Genomic DNA, 20,103 nt, shown 5'->3' with positions numbered 1-20,103 from the left:
CCGACCGCGTTTCGGTCGATGTTGGGAGGACGATCATGAGCCAACCGTTTCTCAGCGGTCTTCGAATTCTGGATTTCAGCACGGTTGTGATGGGGCCTTATGCCACGCAACTCCTGTCGGACATGGGAGCTGATGTCATCAAAGTTGAGCCGCCGGGAGGCGATCTTGTTCGGTTCTATCGGCCGCAGCGTTCTTCGGAATTCAGCGGGCTGTTTCTATCGCTGCACAGAAACAAGCGCGGCATCGTTCTTGATCTCAAACAGGCAGGCGCGTCGGATGTATTGGCGCGCTTGGTGAGGAAAGCCGACGTCGTACTACACAATTTCCGGCCAGCGGTGGCGGTGCGGCTGGGCCTGGACTATGAGACCCTGCGTGAAATGAAACACGAAATAATCGTTTGTCGGACGGTCGGTTTCGGCGAGGATGGGCCGAGACGCGAGGACCCGGCCTATGACGATGTGATCCAGGCCGCATCCGGTCTGGCTGATCTGTCTCGGCTGACGACGGGGCGCCCGGCTTACGTTCCCTCCATGATCTGCGATAAGGTTGTCGGACAGGCGGCTGCCCTTGCCATCTCCGGTGCTGCTTTCCGCAAGGCAACCACCGGAACCGGATGCGAGATTGAAGTTCCCATGTACGAGACGATGGTGGCGTTCAATCTGGCGGAGAATTTCGCAAGTGCGACCTTCGATCCGCCGCTTGGCGACTTCGGCTGGGCGCGCAGCGTCAGTCCGATGCGCAAGCCGTTTCCGACATCCGACGGCTATGTCTGCCTGCTTCCCTATACCAATCGGAACTGGATGGATTTTCTTGCGGTGGGAGGACAGGAGCATCTCATCACGGACAAACGCTATGCGACGCTGGCGGATCGGGCGCTGAACATCGACGGTCTCTATCGTGTCGTCGAAACGATAACACCGCTGAAGACGGCTGCTGAATGGATCGCGTTCTGTCAGGAGAAACAGATTCCGGCGAGCCGGGTAAGCAGACTTGGAGAATTACTGGAGGAGGAGCATCTGATTGCGGTGGAAATGTTTCAGCGTCTCGAGCACCCGACGGAGGGCGCTTATCGCGTGTGCCGAAGCGGTGTTCGCGACAGTGAAGTGCGCTGGACTTTGCGTCGACATGCGCCGGCGCTCGGGGAGCACACGCGGGAGGTGCTGGTTGAGGCGGGCTTTACGGACAGCGAGATCGACGCGCTGAACGGAAATCAGATCGTGAAGAGCGGTCAAGTTGCCAGTGATCGCGCCTAACGACAGAGGTGGTAGGACGATGTTTGTAGATCGAGACTTGAGTGTAGAACGGCGCGAGAGCGTCGCCGTAATGCGGTTGTCCCGGCCCGAGCGCATGAACGCGATGACGCCGGATATGGAGGCCGCCCTTCGCGACGCCGTGGAGGCCGCGAATGCAGACCCGTCTGTTCGGGTTATTGTAATCACCGGGGCTGGCAAGGCGTTCTGTGCAGGCGCGGATCTGCGCGCTGTGAAGGAAGGCAACTATTACGAGAAGCAGGCCGATCTGCTGAGGCGCGCGGACTCGACGGCGGCGCCATATATCGGTCGCTTCAGCTACTTTTCCTTGTCGCCAAAGCCCATCGTGGCGGCGCTGAATGGCGCCGCAGTGGGCGTCGGTATCACCCTGGCTTTGAGCTGCGATTTGCGGGTCGCCCGAAGCGGAGCCAAGCTTGCCCTCTCCTTTTCCAGACTAGGTCTGGCTGCAGAGGAGGGCGTTGCGCTGCTGCTGCCACGCCTGATTGGCGCGTCTGCCGCCATGGACTTGCTATTGACCGGCCGTACCCTGACGGCCGAACACGGCCACAACATCGGCTTGATAACGTCGATATACGACGATGATGATTTCGAATCTGCGGTGCTGTCAAATCTGCAGGAGATGACGACGGTCTGTTCGCCCGACGCAATGCGTCGCATTAAATCGCAGGTTTGGGACAGTGTCCTGTGTGGTTATGATGAAGCGGTCAAGCGCGCGCGGATCCACATCGAAGAGAGCCGCCAAGGCAACGATTTCCAGGAAGCAGTCGCCAGCTTCGCCGAGAAACGCGTCCCCCAATACGCAGGCCTGTCCCTTAGTCGGGACAAGCAATTGGTTTGATTGAGTATGGCGGGCTTTGTCGAACGGCAATGAACGTGATGCACGTGCGGACCAAAGATCGAGAGAACTGATGCAGTCTATTGAATTTCCTCAGCCGAAGGCTGACAAAGAGGCTCATTCGGAGAGGATGCGCCTGCGCGCATTCCTCGAAAACGAGGTGCGAGCGGGTAGTTTCGACCCGCTCATGAGTTCCTGGACAACGTTCGATCGGGACTTCTCGCGGAAACTTGGAGCTGCCGGCTTCATCGGCGTCAGCCTTCCTTGTGAGTTCGGCGGCGGCGGCAAGTCGTTTTCCGTTCGTCATGCCATTATGGAAGAACTCCTCGCTGCAGGAGCGCCGGTCGGCGCCCACTGGATGGCCGAACGCCAGAGCGCCATGCAAATCGTTCACTATGGCAGCGCGAGCGCCAAGAATGAACTGTTGCCGCGCATCATTGCCGGTACCTGCTATTTCGGTATCGGCGTCAGCGAGCCTAACGCCGGCTCGGATCTGGCTGCAGCGCGGACATCGGCGCGCAAAGTGGACGGCGGATGGCTGCTGAATGGCAGCAAAATCTGGACGACGAACGGAAACAAGACCGACTATCTTCTCGTTCTCGCGCGGACTTCGGCCAAGGCGGAGCAGAGGCACGAAGGTTTTACGCAATTCATCGTCGACATGCAGTCCCCGGGCGTCGAGGTCCGGCCGATCTACGACCTAAACAACGATGCCGAGTTTGCTGAGGAGGTCTTTATCAACTGCTTCGTTCCCGACGACTACGTGTTGGGAGAGATCGACAAGGGATGGGGGGTCGTCCTCTCGGAGTTGGTTTTTGAACGGAGCGGACCGGACCGATTGCTCACGAGTTTCCAGTTGTTGCAGGCGCTCGAAACCCGCCTCTCGCTGAGCGGAAACGGTCATGATGCCGAGTCGGAAATTGGACGGATGATTGCACATCTCGCCACCCTCCGGCGGATGTCTATGGGCGTGTCGTCTTTGATCGAAGCTAAGCAACCCGCCTCGCTGCAGGCGGCGCTGGTTAAGGATCTGGGCGCGGTTTTCGAACGCGAAGTGCCGGAACTGGCGCGCGATCTCGTATCGGTCTCGCTGGCGCGCGGCGCGACGATTGACAGTTTCACCAACGCAGTGACGCAAGGCATCATGCGTGCGCCCTCATGGAGCATTCGCGGTGGTGCGCGAGAAATTTTGCGAGGCATGATTGCGAGGGAGCTGGGTCTGAGATGAGCGAGATGCGCGAATTCATGAAGGAAACTTGTCGGCGTTTTCTCGCCGACGTTTCTTCACGCGAGAAATGGGAGGCGCAACCACATTCATCCCTGGAGACGACAGACTGGCGGGACCTGGCCGAACTTGGGGTGCCTCGCGTAGCGCTGCCGGAAGAGCTTGGCGGCGTCGGGGGGGATTTTGGAGATATGTGCGAACTGGCGTTCGAAAGCGGATACGCGGCGTCTTATCTTCCTTTGATCGAGGTTGCGGTCGGCTACTGGCTTTGTGGCGTCGCGGGCGTGGCTCTGCCCGACAGAGCGATTCCAATCCTGGTCCTCAGTGCAGCAGACAGCAATGCGGCACCGAAGATCGGTAGCGACCAACCTGCGACGATCGCTGTCGAAGGCGTGCCGTCGGCCCGATTTGCGACGCATCTGCTGTTGCCGGCAAGCGATGCAGACGGAGGCAGCCTACTCACAGTTATTCCGACTGCCAATTCCGCCACGATCAGTCCTGGATCGAACGCCGCCGACGAGCCTCGCGATCGGATTTGCGTGACGTCAAATGCGTCGATGACGACTTACTCCCTCCCGTTCGGCCGCGACCGAATCTTGCATGTCAGCGCTTTGCTGCACGCTAATCAGATAGCGGGGGCAATGAACAAGGCGCTGGAAATGACGATTGCCTATACGCAGGAGCGCAGTCAGTTCGGCCGACAACTGGCGAAGTTTCAGGCTGTGCAGCACATGATTGCACAGGCGGCGGCGCAGGTTGCAGCCGCGACCACGATTTCGCGCGCCGCCGCCGAGGCGTGGGATGCGCCATCATTTACGTTTCTATCGGAATGCGCAAAAGGGCGCGCGAGCGAGGCCGTAAGAGCTGTCACGGATGTTGTCCATCAGTGTTATGGCGCCATGGGCTTCACGCGGGAGTGTCTGTTGCACGTATTCACCCGGCGTCTGTGGTGCTGGCGCGAGGAGTACGGAAATGAGCATGTGTGGTATGCCCGGATTGGGCGCGATATGCGTGATCGTGATGGGGATATCTGGGCAAATATCACCGAGCTGGGCTAGACGCCCAGCCTCGATGTGACGGTGTCCTACACTCTCAGTTGGAGTTGTCGTTGAGTTCGATAGAAGTCAAAGGTGAGAATCTCATTGGCGGGTTCTCTCGCCGCGGTTTAAATGGCGTCGTTCGCGTCAACAACCCATCGTCCGGCGAGTTGCTCCCGGGCGAGTTCGGGGGCGCATCGGAGCAAGATCTGGAGGAGGCGGCAAACCTTGCTGCGGAGGCGTTCACAACTTACCGCGAGACGTCGCTTGAGCGCCGTGCAAAATTCCTCAAGCTGATCGCGCAGAACATTGCCGAGCTTGACGACAAGTTGATCGAGCGTTGCATCGCCGAATCGGGGCTTCCGCGTGCTCGTGTCGAAGGCGAATGCGCTAGGACGGTTTATCAGTTGCAACTCTTTGCAGATGTTGTCAGTGAGGGCAGCTTCCTAGGCGTCCGCATTGACCCCTCAATGCCAGATCGTAAACCGCTTCCGCGGCCTGACATCAGGACGCGTAATATCGCGCTGGGACCCGTTGCCGTATTTGGCGCAAGCAACTTCCCTCTTGCCGTGTCCGTTGCCGGAAACGACACCGCGTCCGCACTAGCAGCCGGGTGCCCGGTCGTGGTCAAGGCTCATTCGGCGCATCCGGGGACGTCCGAGTTGGTTGGCCGAGCGATACAAAAGGCCGTTGAAGTCTGTGATCTGCCGCCTGGCGTATTCGCGCTACTGTTCGATCCCGGATATGCTATTGGGCAATCCCTTGTCGCCCATGAGGCGATCGCTGCCGTGGGCTTCACCGGCTCACGTGCTGGCGGCGAGGCGTTGATGAAAATTGCTGCCGCCCGCAAGCGCCCTATTCCGGTGTTTGCCGAGATGAGTGCTGTTAATCCCGTCATTATCTTTCCCAATGCGCTGGCAACGCGAGGCGCTACGATCGGCCGCGCATTCGCGAGCGCGCTTACGCTTGGCGTCGGCCAGTTCTGCACGAATCCAGGCTTGGTCGTTGCAGTCGAGGGGAAGGGCCTTTCCGAATTTCTAAGCGGAGCGTCAGAGACGCTGTCAACGACCTCGCCCGCGCCGATGCTAACCAGTGGAATTCATTCGGCCTATTGCAAGGGAGTCGACCGACTCCGTTCGCATCAGGCGGTGCGATTGGTCGCAGAAGGAGCGGCAGGAAACGGCGCATTTGCCAGAGCCGCGCTTTTCAAAACAACAGCGGAAGCGTTTCTGTTCGATCGTGGCCTGCAGGATGAGATTTTTGGCCCGGTATCGCTGGTGGTAGCGGCCAAGGACTGGGCAGAGGTGAAGCGCGTGTTGCAGTCGCTCGAGGGACAGTTGACGACGGCACTGCATGTTGATCCAGTGGATTACGATCGTGCCAGAGATCTGCTTTCACATCTCGAGACTCTGGCGGGGCGCTTAATCATCAATGGGTTCGGAACAGGCGTGGAGGTCGGGCACGCTATCGTGCATGGAGGCCCGTATCCGGCGACATCAGACGGGCGTACGTCATCGATCGGAAGCCTTGCGATTGAACGGTTCCTGCGTCCCGTCGCTTACCAGGATTTTCCTGTCGAATTGCAGCCTCAGGCAATCCAGAACGACAATCCGTTGAAATTGAAGAGTCGCCAGAATGGCTTCCTAAGCTAGAGGGTGGGGAAGAGCATCGGTCTGGGCTCGGCTTAGTAGCCGAATGGCTGAAACGATCTTGTCGACATTAAGAAGTCTGGACCAATCGGAACGAGAGTTCCCCGGTTAGGCTAATATCGCGCTCGCGGAAGAAGGCGGCTCGGCGCCCGTCAAGAGAATACTTGCGTATCCAGATCAGGGGCAGGCTTGGTTGTGTGAGTCGCAACTCCAATAAAACCTTTATGACGCGGCCGATCAGCCGCATCAGATGTTCGCGCCGGTTTGGCGTCGACACGGCCTGATCTCACGGCGCGTCGGCGAGATCGAATTCGGTCGGATCGAGCCCAAGCACCTCGCAGATTCGAAGCGCTGCCTTGCGCTCCTCGGCATCGAAGCCGCCATCGGCGGCGGCGATCGCGCAGCACACCCCGACCAGCAATGCGGGGTAGCGGGCCGCGCCCTTGACCCGTGCGACAGCGGCGAACGCGGCCGCTTCACCGTCCCTTTGGTCGGTCGCAAACCGCTTGGTCAACGCCTCGAAGGTCGCGGTGACCTCGTCGAGGCCAAATGCAGTGATGGGCTCGAACCCCCGGATCAAGCTCAGCATCCGATCATGCTCCTCTGGCGTCACCCAGCCATCAGCGTAGGCGACGAGCGCGCAGCCTGCGACGATGCCTTCCATCAGGTGTTCGTTCTGCGCTTGTTGAACCTCGTCTCCGAAGTCTTCCAGGAGGCGTTCGGAGGGGCGGCCAGGGGAACGTCGATTGGGCATGGTCAGTTCCTTTCAACTTGAGATGTTCGGGGCTCGGATCGGGGAGGGGGCGGATCAGTCGAAGATGTCGAAGATGCTCGAGCGCCGCCTCTTGCGCCCATAATCGTCATCGTCATCCCACTCGCGCCGACCTTCGGATCGCGGCGCCGGTCGCGCGTTGAACGCGTCGCGCACGGGCTGAGCGTGGGCTTGCGCGTCGCCTGAATCGTCGCTGCGCGACACCGCCAGAAGTTTTTCGAGTTCGCCGCGATCCAGCCAGACGCCGCGGCAGGTCGGGCAGATGTCGAACTCGACTCCGGACCGCTGCACGGTCTGCATCGATCCATTGTCGTTCGGGCACAACAAAAGCGGCATCATGTTTCTCCTTTGAGGTGAGGGGCAGGGTTGCGCGTGCGCCACAGCGAATAGGCGATGCCGGCGGCGAGGATCGCGAAGGTGGCGCCGAGCGACCAGGCGGCCGGAAACTTCTCGAGTCCGAGCAGGTCGGCGACGAAGATCTTGGCGCCGATGAAGATCAGCAGCACGGCCAGCGCCTGCTTGAGGTAAGCGAAGCGGTGAAGCACCGCCGCCAGCGCGAAGTAGAGCGCACGCAGGCCCAGGATCGCGAAGATGTTCGAGGTGTAGACGATGTAGGGATCGGAGGTGATCGCGAACACCGCCGGCACCGAATCGACCGCGAAGATCACATCGGCAATCTCGATCAGGATCAGCGCGAGACAGAGCGGCGTCATATAGCGCACAAGCTGCCCCGTCTTGGGGTCGGGCAGCTTGACGAAGAAGCGCTCGCCATGCAGCGCGTCGGTGACACGGAACCGGCGGCGGATGAACCTGAGAACCGGATTCTTGGCGAGGTCGGTCTCCTTGTCGCCGATCACGAGCATCTTGATTCCGGTCAGGATCAGAAACGCGGCGAACAGGTAGAGCACCCACGCGAACTCCGCGACCAGCGTAGCGCCGATGCCGATCATGATGGCCCGCAGCACGATCACGCCGAGAATGCCCCAGAACAGCACGCGGTGCTGATACTTGCGAGGCACGGCGAAGAAGCCGAAGATCAGCGCGATGACGAAGACGTTGTCGAGCGCAAGGCTCTTCTCGACGACGAAGCCTGTCAGATACTGGATGCCGGCGGTTTCGCCGAGTTGCCACCAGACCAAACCGGCGAACGCCGTGCCGAGTGCGATATAGCCCGCGGACAGCGCGAGACTTTCGCCGACCTCGATCTCTTTCTGCTTGCGATGCAGGACGCCGAGATCGAACGCCAGCAGCAGGCCGACGATCGCCAGAAAGCCCAACCACATCCAAGCGGGCTTGCCGAGCCATTCGAGAAGTAAGAAGTCCAAAATGCCGCCTCCTTGTCAGGGAGTGCAGCTCGATCGGGAAAACTGGTCGGACCCCGGGCATCGAGCGCACTCGATGCGGTCCGACATCACGACCATCAGGGTCGCCAGAGGGGCCCGGCCCGCGTCGACAATATGTGAGCTACCAACTTTTTGCGCAAGGGCCTGGTTCGACCGCCTGTGAGGTTGGCGCCCACGTGGATTATTCGGCAATCTCAATTGCTTGCATCGACGGAGCGCGCCGCCGAACAATCAGTCGCATCGACTTTCGCGGAATGCGGCCATTCGCCGCTCGAAGGTTGGACGCCTCACAGCGCGCGCCAAAAAAATGCAGTTACCAGTTTCATCGCACCCGCACCGCGACATCGTCCTGTGGGCCGCTGCGCCGGGACACATCGTCGACGCGTGCGAGAAGTCGCGGCCGAACCAGCCGAGATCACGGATCGACGTGGTCGACATCTGTCTCCAGACGACGCCATCGCCTGCATCGGCCGTTTCTCCCCATCGATCTCGGTAGCCCCGCAAGTCGTTGACATTAAACTGATGTACCACTAAAGAACCTATAGTGTTCAAAAATGAGCCGTGCTTGGTCAGGGGAGGTTTGCGTTGAGCTTCAGTCAGTTGACCTATGAGGTGGACGGTCAGGTCGCCGTGATCAGTCTGAACCGGCCCGAGCGCATGAACGCGCTGACGCAAGTTCTCGAAAACGAATTGCGCGATGCGATCGAGCAGGCGGATGCTGACTTGGCTGTGCGCGCCATTGTTCTCACCGGAAAGGGCAAGGCCTTCTGCGCCGGTATGGACATGGATGAGCTGGAGGTGCTGCCGCCGGACGACATCCAGCGCCGTGACTGGATGCGCCCCTATGACATGAACCGGCGCGCCGACTATCAGACCCGCTATTCCTACTTTCCGGCGTCGAACAAGCCGATCATCAGCGCCATCAATGGCGCCGCCGCCGGTCTCGGCCTGGTGATGGCGCTGTACAGCGATTTCCGTCTGGCGTCGGAGAAGGCGGTGTTCGCGACGGCTTTCGCCAAGCGCGGACTGATTGCGGAGCACGGCATTGCCTGGATCCTGCCGCGCGTGGTGGGCCACGCCAACGCCATCGATCTGCTGCTGACGTCGCGCAAGATCGATGCCGCCGAAGCGCGCGAGATGGGCCTTGTCGGCCGCGTCCTGCCGCCGGACCAGCTGATGCCCGCCGCGATGGCGCTTGCGGCGGTGCTTGCGACCGAAGTGTCGCCGCGCTCGGTGCAGGTGATGAAGCGGCAGCTCTGGGAGGCGCCGTACCAGGAATTGGGCGACGCGATTTCCGACGCCAATCGCGAGATGTTCCTCAGCATCCAGAGCGACGATTTCCGCGAGGGTGTCGCTCACTTCATCGAGCGACGTCCGGCGCGTTTCACCGGAAAGTAGAACGAACCAATCACAAACCGATAACAGCGCCGCGCCGGCATTGATTTGCCGGAACGACGGCGTGCGGCTGGAGGAAGCTAATGCCGAGCCTTGCGGAGGTGGTCAGTCAGCTGACCAATGGCGTCATCCTGGGATTGATCCTGGCGTTGGTCGCCTCGGGCTTCACGATGGTGCTGAGCGTCATGGGCGTCATCAATTTCGCCCATGGATTGCTGTTCGCGCTCGGCGCCTATCTGGCGCTGTCGCTGCACAAGGTGGTCGGCTACTGGCCGGCTCTGCTGATCGCGCCGCTCGTCGTCGGCGCCCTCGGCGTCATGCTCGAACAGACCTTCATCCGGCGCCTCTATGGCAAGGACCCGTTGTTTGTCCTGTTGTTGACCTTCGGCATCGCGATGGCCGGCGAAGACGTCATCCAGATGATCTGGGGCAAGCTCGCTTATTCCATCTCGCCGCCGGACCTCGCCAAGGGAAGCATCGACCTCGGCTTCATGGTGTATTCGAAATATCGGCTGTTCATGGGCGGCTTCGCCCTGGTCGCGATCTTTTCGGTGTGGCTGTTTCTGGCCAAGACACCCTACGGCGCGATGATCCGGGCCGGCTCGCATGACAGCGAGATGGTCGGCATCCTCGGCAAGAACTTGCCGCGCATCCGCGCGCTGGTGTTCGGCCTCGCCGCCGCGATGGCGGCGCTCGCCGGCATCATCGCCGCGCCGCTGTGGAGCGTGCGTCCGCAGATGGGCCTCGACGCACTGCTTCCGGCCTTCCTCATCGTCGTGATCGGCGGCATGGGCAGCTTCTGGGGCAGCGTGCTCGCCGGGCTGCTGGTCGGCGTCGCCAATTCGTTCGCCGTCATGGTCGTCCCGCGCTTCTCCGATCTGATGATGTACGTGCTCGCCGTCGTCGTTCTGATCTATCGGCCGCGCGGTCTGCTCGGCACCCGCAGCGTTCTGGAGTGATGGCGATGAGCGCATTGATCCCGACTCCCGCCGCTCGGCGCGCGCCGATCCGGATGTTCGTCGCCTTGCTGGCGCTATTCACCGTGCTGCCCTGGCTGCTGACGGCGATCGGCCTCGGCGTCAATCTGGCCACCGAGGTGCTGATCATCGCGCTGTTCGCGATGAGCTACAACATTCTGCTGGGCACCACCGGCCTTGCCTCCTTCGGCCACGCCGCATTCTTCGGCTCGGGCGCCTATGCGGTCGGAATCCTGCAGCGCTATGGCCTGAATGGAATCGTCATCAGCCTGGCCGCAGCGATCGCCGCCGGGCTGGTCGCGTCACTGTTCGTCGGCCTGCTGGTCAGAAAGAAGCGCGGAATCTATTTCGGCCTGCTGACGTTGTCGTTCGGCCAGATGTTCTACATCGTGGCGCTGCGCTGGGATGAGCTGACCGGCGGCGAGACCGGGCTGACGGGCCTGAAGCGGCCCGCGCCGTTCGGCCTCGATCTCAGCAGCCATATCAATTTCTACTACTTCACGCTGGCGATCTTCATGGTCGCGCTGTGGCTGATCTGGCGGATCACCAATTCACCGTTCGGCAGTCTGCTGACGGCGATCAAGAGCAACGAGGTCCGCACCCAGTATCTCGGCTACGACACCGCCCTCTACAAGCTCGCCGCGATCGTCATCTCCGGATCGTTCTCCGGACTCGCCGGCGGCCTCTATGCCTGGTTCCAGTATGCGGCCTATCCGCAGAACCTGTTCTGGATCGAATCCGGCAACATCGTCATCCTGACGTTGCTCGGCGGCGGCCTCTCCAGCTTCTTCGGCCCGATCCTCGGCGCCGCGGTGTTCGTCGGCGCGCAGGACCTGATCAGCGGCTACACCCAGCACTGGATGTTCTTCTTCGGGCTGATCTTCATCGTCGTGGTCACGACGTTCCCCAATGGCCTGCCGGAAGCCTTCTCGAAATTCGTGGCTTCGGCGCGGCGGAGGTTCGGCCGCACGGCCAGGGAGACCGTGATCTCTGCGCAGTCCTCATCGCGCTACGGAGCGGGCCAATGAGCGGGTTGAGAACCGAAAACCTGTCGGTGCAGTTCGGAGCCGTCAAGCCGGTCGATGGCGTGAGCGTCGAGATCGCAGCCGGCAAGCTCACCTCCATCATCGGCCCCAACGGCGCCGGCAAGACGTCGTTCTTCAATCTGCTCACCGGCCTCTATCTGCCGACACGGGGCAAGGTGTATTTCGACGGCAACGACGTCACCGACATGCCGGTGCATCAGAAGGTTCGTTGCGGCCTGACACGGACCTTCCAGATTCTCAACGTCTTCGATGCGTTGACCGTGGAGGAGAACATCCGTGTCGCCGTGCAACGGCGGCACGGACGATCGCGCAAGCTGTTCTGCGCGGCCGACGTCCACGGCCCGGTCGAGGACGAGGTCGCCGAAATCACCGAACGCATCCGCTTGCCGGACAAGCGCAAGGTCCGGGCCTGCGACCTGTCCCACGGCCATCGCCGCCATCTCGAGATCGGCCTGTCGCTCGCGACCCGTCCCAAGACGTTGCTGCTGGATGAGCCGATGAGCGGCCTCGGGATGTATGAGAGTTCGATCATGGGCGAGTTCGTGCGCGAGCTCGCACAGAGCCTGACCGTCGTTCTGGTCGAGCATCACATGTCGGTGGTGCTGTCGATCTCGGACACCATTCTGGTGCTCAGCCAGGGCCGCCTGCTCGCATCCGGCACGCCGGCGGAGATCCAGGCCAACCCCGCCGTCCAGGAAGCCTATCTCGGAAGCGGGCGCTACGACCTGCCACAGGAGAGGGCCGCCCATGCTTGAGGTGCGCGATATCAACACCTACTACGGCAATGCCCACATCCTGTTCGACCTCAGCCTGACCATTGCGGCAGGCGAATGCGTCGCGCTGCTCGGCCGCAACGGCGCCGGAAAGACCACGACGCTGCGGTCGATCATGGGGCTGTCGCCGCCGCGCAAAGGCGCGATCGAGTTCAGGTCGGCGGAGATCCAGGGTTGGGTGCCGTACCGGATCGCCCAGGCCGGCATCGGCTTCGTTCCTGAAGATCGCCGGATTTTCCCCGTGCTCACGGTCGAGGAGAATCTGAAGCTCGGTCAGAAGCGCGGCACGTCGGAGACCACCTGGTCGCTCGAGCGCGTCTATCAAGTCTTCCCGAAACTGAAGCAAATCAAAGACCGCGCCGGTGGAAATCTGAGCGGCGGCGAACAGCAGATGCTGTCGATCGCGCGCGCGCTGATGGGCAATCCGGATCTGCTGTTGCTGGACGAGCCGACCGAAGGTCTCGCGCCGATCGTGGTCGAAGAACTCGTCCATGCGATTGCGCGCCTCAAGCAGGATGCAATGACGGTGCTGCTGGTCGAACAGAACATCAACGTCGCGCTCGCTCTGGCCGACCGTTGCTACGTGCTCGATCACGGCGCGATCGTTGCCGAAGGCAGCGCAGAGTTCATCCGCAACAACGAAAAGCTGCGCAGCGATCTGCTCGGCATCTGACATTTCTCCAGGAGTCCCGAACATGACGACGAAGACCACCAAGAAGCCGGAGCCGAGCCGGGACGACTGGCACGAGCGCGGTCTGAAGGTCACGCCACGCAATCAGCTCTACATCGATGGCGGCTGGCAGCCGGCTGCGTCCGGCAGCACCTTTGCGTGTATCAGCCCGATCGACGGCCGGACCATCACCGACGTCGCCGCCGGCGATGCCGAGGATATCGATCGTGCGGTCAAGGCGGCCCGCACGGCGTTCGAGAGCGGCGTCTGGTCGCGTCAGACCCCGGCCCAGCGCAAGAAAGTGCTGCTGCAATTCGCAAAGCTGGTGCGCGAACATCGCGACGAACTCGCTTTGCTCGAAACGCTCGATGTCGGCAAGCCGATCCGTTTCTCGCGCGCCGTGGACATTCCTCAGGTCGAAGAGGCCATCAGCTGGACCGCCGAGGCGATCGACAAGCTGTATGACGAGGTCGCACCGACCGGTGACAAGTCGCTGGCTCTGGTGCGCCGCGAAGCCGTCGGCGTGGTCGGCGCGGTGGTGCCGTGGAATTTTCCGCTGCTGATGGCGGCTTGGAAGTTCGCGCCTATCCTGGCCACCGGCAACAGCCTCGTGCTGAAGCCGGCCGAGCAATCGCCGCTGACCGCGCTGCGGGTCGCCGAGCTTGCGACCGAAGCCGGGATTCCGAACGGCGTCTTCAATGTCGTGACCGGCTTCGGCGAGACCGCCGGCAAGGCGCTCGGCCTGCACCCGGATGTCGACGTGCTGGCCTTCACCGGCTCGACGCAGGTCGGCAAGTACTTCCTCGGCTATTCGGCGCAGTCGAACATGAAGCAGGTCTGGCTCGAATGCGGTGGCAAGAGCCCGAACATCATCTTCGATGACGTCTACGACATCGACGCCGCCGTGAAGGCCGCGGCGATGGGGATCTTCTTCAACCAGGGGCAGGTCTGCAATGCCGGCTCGCGGTTGCTTGTCCACAAGGCCGTCAAGGCGCAGTTCATGGAGAAGCTGGTCGCCTTCACCAAGCGTATGACGCCGGCGGACCCGATGGACCCGGCGACGATTCTCGGCTCGATCGTGAGCGTCGAACAGGCGCGCCGCGTTCTCGACTACATCGAGATCGGCGCCGGCGAGGGCGCCAGACTGGTAGCGGGCGGCAAGCCGGTGCAGCCGGTCGAAGGCGGCTGCTTTATCGAACCGACCATTTTCGATGGCGTCGGTGCGGCGATGCGGATCGCGCAGGAAGAGATCTTCGGCCCGGTGCTGTCGGTGATCGAGTTCGAGAGCGACGACGAAGCGATCAGTATCGCCAATGACTCGATGTACGGCCTCGCAGCCGCGGTCTGGACGCGCGATCTCAACCGGGCGCACCGGATGGGCCAGCGTCTGAAAGCCGGGCTGGTCTGGGTGAACTGCTACGACGCCGGCGACATGACCGTGCCGTTCGGCGGCGTGAAGCAATCGGGTTTTGGTCGCGATCGTTCTCTCCACGCTTTGGAGAAGTACACCCAGCTCAAGACCGTCTGGATCAATCTGCGCTGAGCGTCGGCGCGGCAAACCCTTCAAAGAAACGAAAACCGTTCCAAAACAAGAAAGTCGGAGGAAGAGAATGACGACCAAGATGACCAGACTACTTCGCAATGCGGCGCTTGCCGGCGCCGCATTGCTGGCCACGGCGGCACAGGCGCAGGACACCATCAAGGTCGGCGCCTTGCTGCCGCTGAGCGGCAATTACGGCTTCCTCGGCGTGACCGAGCGTCTTGGTATCGACATGGCGGTCGAGGAAGTGAACAGCGCCGGCGGCATTCTGGGCAAGAAGGTCGTCGTCGTCTACGAGGACGCCGGTACGCCTGCGCAGACCACCCGCAAGGCGACGCAGATGCTGGAGCAGGACAAGGTCGCCTTCTTCGTCAATGGCGGCGGCAGTGCGGTGAGCGCGACGATGTTCGAATTCGCGCAGCGCAACAAGGTCATCGATCTGGCGATCGATCCCAACGCCGAAGAGCTGGTGACCACCAAGGCCGGCAAATACGCGTTTCTCGTGCCGGCGCCGAGCAGCATGATCGCCAACGCCGTGATTCCGGAAGCGATCAAGCTCGGCAAGACCGCGATGTTCCTGACCCACGACTATTCCTTCGGCCACGCCCAGACCGGCGAACAGCGCCGCGTGCTCAAGGAGAAGGGCGGCGTCAAGGAGGTCGGCGAGATCAAGATCCCGCTGAACACCCGTGACTTCAGCAGCCAGATCATCGCGATCCGCAACGCCAAACCGGAAATGCTGATCATCAACGTCGCTGGCGTCGACGCGACGGCGCTGCTCGAGCAGATCTGGGAGTTCGAACTCTACAAGCAGACCAAGATCGTGGTGCCGCTGCTGGATTTCGAGGACAGCTGGGCGATCGGTCGGGAAAAGAACCAGCTGATCGCGCTGGCTGGAATCGAGTGGCACTACAACGTTCCGGCCGCTGATGCGCTGGCATTCAAGGACCGCTATCAGAAGCAGTTCCCGAAGGCCGAGTACCCGGTTCCGACCACCAACACCGTCAATGCCTATCTCGGCGTGCGCGAGACCCTTCGGGCGATCCAGCGAGCCGGATCGCTCGACAGCGCCAAGATCGTCGCCGCTCTGGAGAACCACGAGGTCAAGGATTCGCTGAAGCCGAATCCGCTGGTGATTCGGGCCAAGGACCATCAGTGGATGCAGGACTTCTTCGTCTACAAGATGAAGAATCCGGCGAGCTCCAAGGAACTGGGCGACATCTACGAGCTGATCACCGTCGCCAAGGGGGCCGACATCGTCGTCCCCGAAGCGCAGCGCACGACCGATCTCAACGCGCAGTAAGCGGCCGGTCCGGCGTCGCCTGCGCCGCCGGACCAGCCCGATCCCTGGGTCGAATCCCACTGTCGCAAGACCGTGCGGTCGACTGAATGCATCTTCCGCAGGTTTGCGGGCGAACAGCTCGCGAACCTGCCCTAACTCTGGCGCCGACAATGACCGACATCGCGATTTACGACTGGATTGCCTCCCATGCGAAGAGCCGGCCCGAGCGCGTCGCGCTCGTCGACGACTTTTCCGGGCGCAGTTTTTCTTATGCCGAACTCGATCGGCGCGTCGGTGCGCTGGCTGCCTTCATGCTGGACACGCTTGGGATCGCCGCGGGCGATCGGGTGGCGACGCTGGGGCACAACTCGACCAACATTCTCGAAATCCAGTTCGCCTGTATGCGCGTCGGGGCGCTGTTCGTGCCGCTCAATGTCAGGCTCGCCGCGCCCGAATTGATCGAGGTGATCCGGGATTGCGGCGCGCGCGTCGTGTTCCACGATTGCGAATTCCGCGCTGTGGTGGCCGATATCGCCGCGGCCGTCGGCGCGACGCCGGTCGAAATGAACGAATCGGGCCAGGCCTGCGCCTATGAGGAGGCGATCGCCGGCCACGCTCCGCGCGGTCCGCGTCACGGCGGAACGCTCGGCGACACCTGGACGCTGATCTATACGTCGGGCACCACCGGTCGCCCGAAGGGCGTGCTGATCTCCTACCAGATGGTGCTGTATCATGCGGTCAATTACGGCTTCTCGACCGGATTGACGCCGGACAGCCATGGCCTGACATTCCTGCCGATGTTTCACACCAGCGGTCTCAATCTCCCGGCCAATCCCGCGCTACATGCCGGCGCGACCGTGACGGTGATGCGCCGTTTCGATCCGCCGCGCGCGCTCGCGCTGATGGGGCGCAAGGAATCGCCGGTCAGTCACACCTTCGGCGTACCGGCGAACTACCTGTTCATGCGCTTGTTGCCGGAGTTCGCCGAGGCCGATCTGCGGGGGGTGCGCAGCCTCGGCGTCGGTGGCGCGCCGATGCCGATTCCCTTGCTGCAGGCCTATGCCGACAAGGGCGTCAGTATGCAGCAGACCTTCGGCATGACCGAGACCGGACCGACAGTGACGATCCTCAGCGCCGAGCGCGGCTTCGACAAGCTCGGTTCGGCCGGACTTCCGATCGTGCATGTCGAGACGCTGATCGCCGACAAGGACGGCGCGGCGGTCGCGCCTGGCGATATCGGCGAACTCTGCGTGCGCGGCCCCTCGATTACCACGGGGTACTGGAATCGCCCCGAGGAGAGTCGGTCGGCGTTTCGCGACGGGTGGTTCCGGACCGGCGACATGGCGCGTCAGGACGAGGACGGCTATTTCTACATCGTCGACCGATCCAAGAACATGTACATATCCGGCGGCGAGAACGTCTACCCGGCCGAGGTCGAGCGGGTCATCGAGAAGCTCGCAGGCGTGGTCGAGGTCGCGGTGGTCGCCGAAGCGGATGAGAAATGGGGCGAGGTCGGTCGCGCCTATGTGGTTCGTGATCCCTCGGTTGCGCTGACGGAAGACGACATCATCAGATATTGCCGCGCCGAAATCGCCGGCTACAAGGTCCCCAGATACGTGTCCTTTATCGGCGCGTTGCCGCACAATGCCACCGGCAAGCTGGATCGCCTTCATTTGCGGAAGATCGCGGATAAAGAGAGCGAGAACGCCTGCACGCCCGTATGAGAGAATCCATGAACCAGTCATCCGATCCGGATCAGGATATCGCGCAGCCGCCGCCCGCCGAAGCGGTCGAGGCTGCGGGCGAAGATCTGATCTCGTCTGCCGATCGGGCCTACAAGATCATCGAGGCGCGCATCGTCCAGCTGAAATATCCGCCCGGACACGCGCTGTCCGAGCATCAGCTGAGCCGCGAGCTCGGGATCAGCCGCACGCCGGTTCGCGAGGCGTTTCGCAGGCTGGCGGTCGAACAGCTGGTCGAGATCCTGCCGCGGAAGGGTGCGTTCGTCACCGAGATCAAGATCAACCAGTATCTGCATCTGCTGGACCTGCGGCAGCAGCTCGAGACCTTCATGGCGGTGAGGGCGGCGAAGCGCGCGACGCCGCAGCAGCGCCAGGCGATGGCCACGCTTGCGCAGGAGCTGCGCGACGGGATCATGGAGCCGGAGCAGGCGATCTTCGTTTTCGCCGACCGTGCCTACAAGGATATCCTTGTCGAAGCCTCGCGCAATCCATTCGTCGGCGGGATCATCGCGCCGATGCACGCTCTGTCGCGCCGGTTCTGGTACTACTATCGCGACCAGTGGACCGAGGGCGAAGCCGAGGTGGCGATCAAGCGCCATCTCGCGCTGATGGACGCGGTCGCGATCGGCGACGAAGCGGCGACGCATACGGCGGTACAGAACCTCTTCAGCTACCTCGAAGGTTTCGCGCGCCGCATCATGGACAGCGAATACAAAATCTAGAGTGCAGGCGTCGCGGCATGTCGCCGGGCGCCGGGCCAAGGGAGCGCCTGTGGAACATCTTACGCTGAGCCGACCGGCTCCGGACCTGGCTGTGGTCCAGCTTCGCGGCGCCGGCCGTGTCAATCTCATGTCCTACGCGATGCTGGAAGAACTCTGGCGCGTCGCCAATGATCTGCAGTCGGATCGCGCGGTGCGCGTGGTGATCGTCACCGGCTCGGAGCAGGCCTTCTCCGCCGGCATGAACCTGCGGCAGAAGGAGGTCTCCGAGTTCGAGAGCTACAGCATCGAGGAGCGGCTGCAGATTCACTCGATCGGTGCACGCGCCTGCAAGGCCTGGGAAGATCTCCATGCGGTGACGATCGGCGCGATCGAGGGCTATTGCATCGGCGGCGGCCTCGCGTTCGCCTCGGCGCTCGACTATCGGGTGGCGTCGTCGATGGCGACGTTGAGTGCGCCCGAATTGCGTCACGGCATGAACATGAGTTGGCAGAGCGTCCCGCGTCTGGTCGCGCTCGTCGGCCCGGCGAAAGCGCGGCGGCTGATCATGCTCGCCGAGCAGGTCGCTGCCGCGGATGCGCTCGCTTGGGGGCTGGTCGATGTGGTGTGCGATCCGGGCGCCGCGCTGGCGTCCGCCGAGGCCGAGGCGCAACGTTTTCTCGCGATGCCGGCTGCGCCCTTGCGGATGACGAAGCAGGCGATCAATCAGGCCGCCGGTGCGCTCAGCCATGCCGCCAGCTACATGGATCTCGAACAATATGTGCTCTGTCAATCCACCCAGGCGCATCGCGACAGCATCGACGCGTTCACGGGGCGCAGTTGATCTCCTGGCTTGATCGAGCCATTCTCAGGGCCATGACGGCTGAAGCAACTCTCGAGGTGATCGCCAGGCGTGCTGGTGGTCGCTTCGCGCACTGAATCTCTGCCGGCGTTCGGACACAGCCGGTCCTCCGGACAGACACTCAACAACATCAGCAGACCGATTCATCCATGTCCTCCTGGAGATTGAAGGTCCAACGATGAAACTCGAGCCCGGAACAACCCTGGACGGAGCCGACCTGTCGGGTTTTGAACTCTCCGAACTCGATCTCTCCGGCGCCACGTTCAACGCGTGCACCATCGCTGACGCCAATGTCTCGGGTGGATGCTTCGAGGGCGCTCGATTCGCGAAATGTCGCATCATCCGCTGCCGCTTTGCGAACGCGGATTTCCGCGATGCGATTTTTGAGGAATGCGATTTCGCAGACGATCAAGGCCATCTCGGTGTCCAGTTCGCGTTCTCGCGCATCGAGCAGGCTCGCTTCCATCGCTGCAACCTGTCATTCGCGAAATTCGAACGCTCGGATCTCTTCGGCATGGAAATGGAGACCTGCAATCTTCGCGGTGCGGTCTTCAAGAAGGTCGATTTCGCCCGCGCATTCGGAGGCAAGGTCGTTAAATGGGCAGGCGCGATGAAAGGCTGCAATCTGGAACTTGCCGATCTCTCCGAAATTCGGATGCCCGATTGCGATCTGAACAACAGTCGATTCCGGGAGGCCGTGCTGTTCGATGCCGATTTGCAGGGCGCGGATCTGCGCGGCTGCGACTTCGCTCAAGCGTTCGCTGCGGGCGCCAAACTGGCCCGGGCCGATATGCGGGGCGCGAATCTCAGCGGGATCAATTTGGTCGAACTCGGGAATTTCGACCGGTTGATGGTGTCGGCCGACCAGATGCACCCGCTTCTGGCGGCCCTCGGAGTCGACGTTTCTTCCGAGTAGGAAGACGCTGATGAGCATGATCGGCTGAGCGCCAAGCCGGCTGAGGACCGCGCCGATTGGCCAGTGAGCC

19 protein-coding genes are annotated in these 20,103 nt (G+C 62.0%); 16 read left to right on the top strand and 3 right to left on the bottom strand.

Features of this window, described 5'->3' with window-relative positions; all coding sequences use genetic code 11:
* Nucleotides 1–35: 35 nt before the first annotated feature.
* The 5 genes from BMY71_RS02040 to BMY71_RS02020 all read left to right on the top strand — a co-directional run bounded on the left by BMY71_RS02040 (nt 36) and on the right by BMY71_RS02020 (nt 6,020).
* Nucleotides 36–1,253, top strand: coding sequence for a CaiB/BaiF CoA transferase family protein (locus BMY71_RS02040; protein WP_092681371.1), 1,218 nt, complete (start codon nt 36–38; stop codon nt 1,251–1,253).
* A 19-nt stretch (nt 1,254–1,272) separates the two neighbouring features.
* Nucleotides 1,273–2,109: an enoyl-CoA hydratase-related protein gene (locus BMY71_RS02035; protein ID WP_092681369.1), complete on the top strand. Its 837-nt coding sequence runs from the start codon at nt 1,273–1,275 to the stop codon at nt 2,107–2,109.
* Between the two features lie 70 nt (nt 2,110–2,179).
* Entirely contained in the window at nt 2,180–3,334 is a 1,155-nt protein-coding gene (locus BMY71_RS02030; protein WP_092681367.1) for an acyl-CoA dehydrogenase family protein, read from the top strand.
* Nucleotides 3,331–4,389 carry an acyl-CoA dehydrogenase family protein gene (locus BMY71_RS02025; protein ID WP_175557588.1) on the top strand — a complete coding sequence of 353 codons (1,059 nt, stop codon included), beginning with the start codon at nt 3,331–3,333 and terminating at the stop codon, nt 4,387–4,389. The genes BMY71_RS02030 and BMY71_RS02025 overlap by 4 nt, the downstream gene beginning before the upstream one ends.
* A gap of 59 nt (nt 4,390–4,448) precedes the next feature.
* The gene (locus BMY71_RS02020; protein ID WP_092681713.1) at nt 4,449–6,020 is read left to right on the top strand and encodes an aldehyde dehydrogenase (NADP(+)); all 1,572 of its coding nucleotides are present in this window, start codon (nt 4,449–4,451) and stop codon (nt 6,018–6,020) included.
* A gap of 283 nt (nt 6,021–6,303) precedes the next feature.
* Here BMY71_RS02020 and BMY71_RS02015 read toward each other — a convergent pair whose 3' ends face one another.
* From BMY71_RS02015 to BMY71_RS02005, 3 genes are read right to left on the bottom strand one after another with little or no spacing between them, the layout of a single operon-like run.
* Complete coding sequence (locus BMY71_RS02015; RefSeq protein WP_011500491.1) at nt 6,304–6,771, bottom strand: tellurite resistance TerB family protein; 468 nt, start codon at nt 6,769–6,771, stop codon at nt 6,304–6,306.
* A 54-nt stretch (nt 6,772–6,825) separates the two neighbouring features.
* Nucleotides 6,826–7,125 (bottom strand): TFIIB-type zinc ribbon-containing protein, encoded by a 300-nt coding sequence (locus BMY71_RS02010; RefSeq protein WP_041805059.1) that lies wholly within the window; start codon nt 7,123–7,125, stop codon nt 6,826–6,828.
* Complete coding sequence (locus tag BMY71_RS02005; protein ID WP_049760728.1) at nt 7,125–8,072, bottom strand: TerC family protein; 948 nt, start codon at nt 8,070–8,072, stop codon at nt 7,125–7,127. The genes BMY71_RS02010 and BMY71_RS02005 overlap by 1 nt, the downstream gene beginning before the upstream one ends.
* 645 nt (nt 8,073–8,717) lie before the next feature.
* Between BMY71_RS02005 and BMY71_RS02000 the strand changes: the two genes are divergently transcribed.
* The 11 genes from BMY71_RS02000 to BMY71_RS01950 all read left to right on the top strand — a co-directional run bounded on the left by BMY71_RS02000 (nt 8,718) and on the right by BMY71_RS01950 (nt 20,033).
* Complete coding sequence (locus BMY71_RS02000; RefSeq protein WP_092681363.1) at nt 8,718–9,530, top strand: enoyl-CoA hydratase; 813 nt, start codon at nt 8,718–8,720, stop codon at nt 9,528–9,530.
* An 80-nt stretch (nt 9,531–9,610) separates the two neighbouring features.
* Nucleotides 9,611–10,486, top strand: a complete 876-nt coding sequence (locus BMY71_RS01995; protein ID WP_011500486.1) for a branched-chain amino acid ABC transporter permease — start codon at nt 9,611–9,613, stop codon at nt 10,484–10,486.
* 5 nt (nt 10,487–10,491) lie between these two features.
* Nucleotides 10,492–11,532: a branched-chain amino acid ABC transporter permease gene (locus BMY71_RS01990; protein WP_175557587.1), complete on the top strand. Its 1,041-nt coding sequence runs from the start codon at nt 10,492–10,494 to the stop codon at nt 11,530–11,532.
* Nucleotides 11,529–12,305 carry an ABC transporter ATP-binding protein gene (locus BMY71_RS01985; RefSeq protein WP_011500484.1) on the top strand — a complete coding sequence of 259 codons (777 nt, stop codon included), beginning with the start codon at nt 11,529–11,531 and terminating at the stop codon, nt 12,303–12,305. Before BMY71_RS01990 ends, BMY71_RS01985 begins: the two co-directional genes overlap by 4 nt.
* A complete protein-coding gene (locus BMY71_RS01980; protein ID WP_092681359.1) occupies nt 12,298–12,996 on the top strand; it encodes an ABC transporter ATP-binding protein in 699 nt (232 codons plus the stop codon). The genes BMY71_RS01985 and BMY71_RS01980 overlap by 8 nt, the downstream gene beginning before the upstream one ends.
* A gap of 22 nt (nt 12,997–13,018) precedes the next feature.
* Nucleotides 13,019–14,536, top strand: a complete 1,518-nt coding sequence (locus BMY71_RS01975; protein ID WP_092681357.1) for an aldehyde dehydrogenase — start codon at nt 13,019–13,021, stop codon at nt 14,534–14,536.
* A 67-nt stretch (nt 14,537–14,603) separates the two neighbouring features.
* Nucleotides 14,604–15,836 (top strand): ABC transporter substrate-binding protein, encoded by a 1,233-nt coding sequence (locus tag BMY71_RS01970; RefSeq protein ID WP_092681355.1) that lies wholly within the window; start codon nt 14,604–14,606, stop codon nt 15,834–15,836.
* A 149-nt stretch (nt 15,837–15,985) separates the two neighbouring features.
* Complete coding sequence (locus BMY71_RS01965; protein ID WP_092681353.1) at nt 15,986–17,539, top strand: AMP-binding protein; 1,554 nt, start codon at nt 15,986–15,988, stop codon at nt 17,537–17,539.
* A gap of 8 nt (nt 17,540–17,547) precedes the next feature.
* Nucleotides 17,548–18,279 carry a GntR family transcriptional regulator gene (locus BMY71_RS01960; RefSeq protein WP_175557586.1) on the top strand — a complete coding sequence of 244 codons (732 nt, stop codon included), beginning with the start codon at nt 17,548–17,550 and terminating at the stop codon, nt 18,277–18,279.
* 49 nt (nt 18,280–18,328) lie between these two features.
* Nucleotides 18,329–19,099, top strand: coding sequence for an enoyl-CoA hydratase/isomerase family protein (locus BMY71_RS01955; RefSeq protein WP_139202585.1), 771 nt, complete (start codon nt 18,329–18,331; stop codon nt 19,097–19,099).
* Between the two features lie 196 nt (nt 19,100–19,295).
* The gene (locus BMY71_RS01950; protein WP_011500477.1) at nt 19,296–20,033 is read left to right on the top strand and encodes a pentapeptide repeat-containing protein; all 738 of its coding nucleotides are present in this window, start codon (nt 19,296–19,298) and stop codon (nt 20,031–20,033) included.
* The last annotated feature ends 70 nt before the right edge of the window (nt 20,034–20,103 follow it).

Source organism: Rhodopseudomonas pseudopalustris (genome assembly GCF_900110435.1).
Taxonomy (GTDB): Bacteria; Pseudomonadota; Alphaproteobacteria; order Rhizobiales; family Xanthobacteraceae; genus Rhodopseudomonas; species Rhodopseudomonas pseudopalustris.
This window is presented reverse-complemented; position numbering and strand designations above follow the sequence as displayed.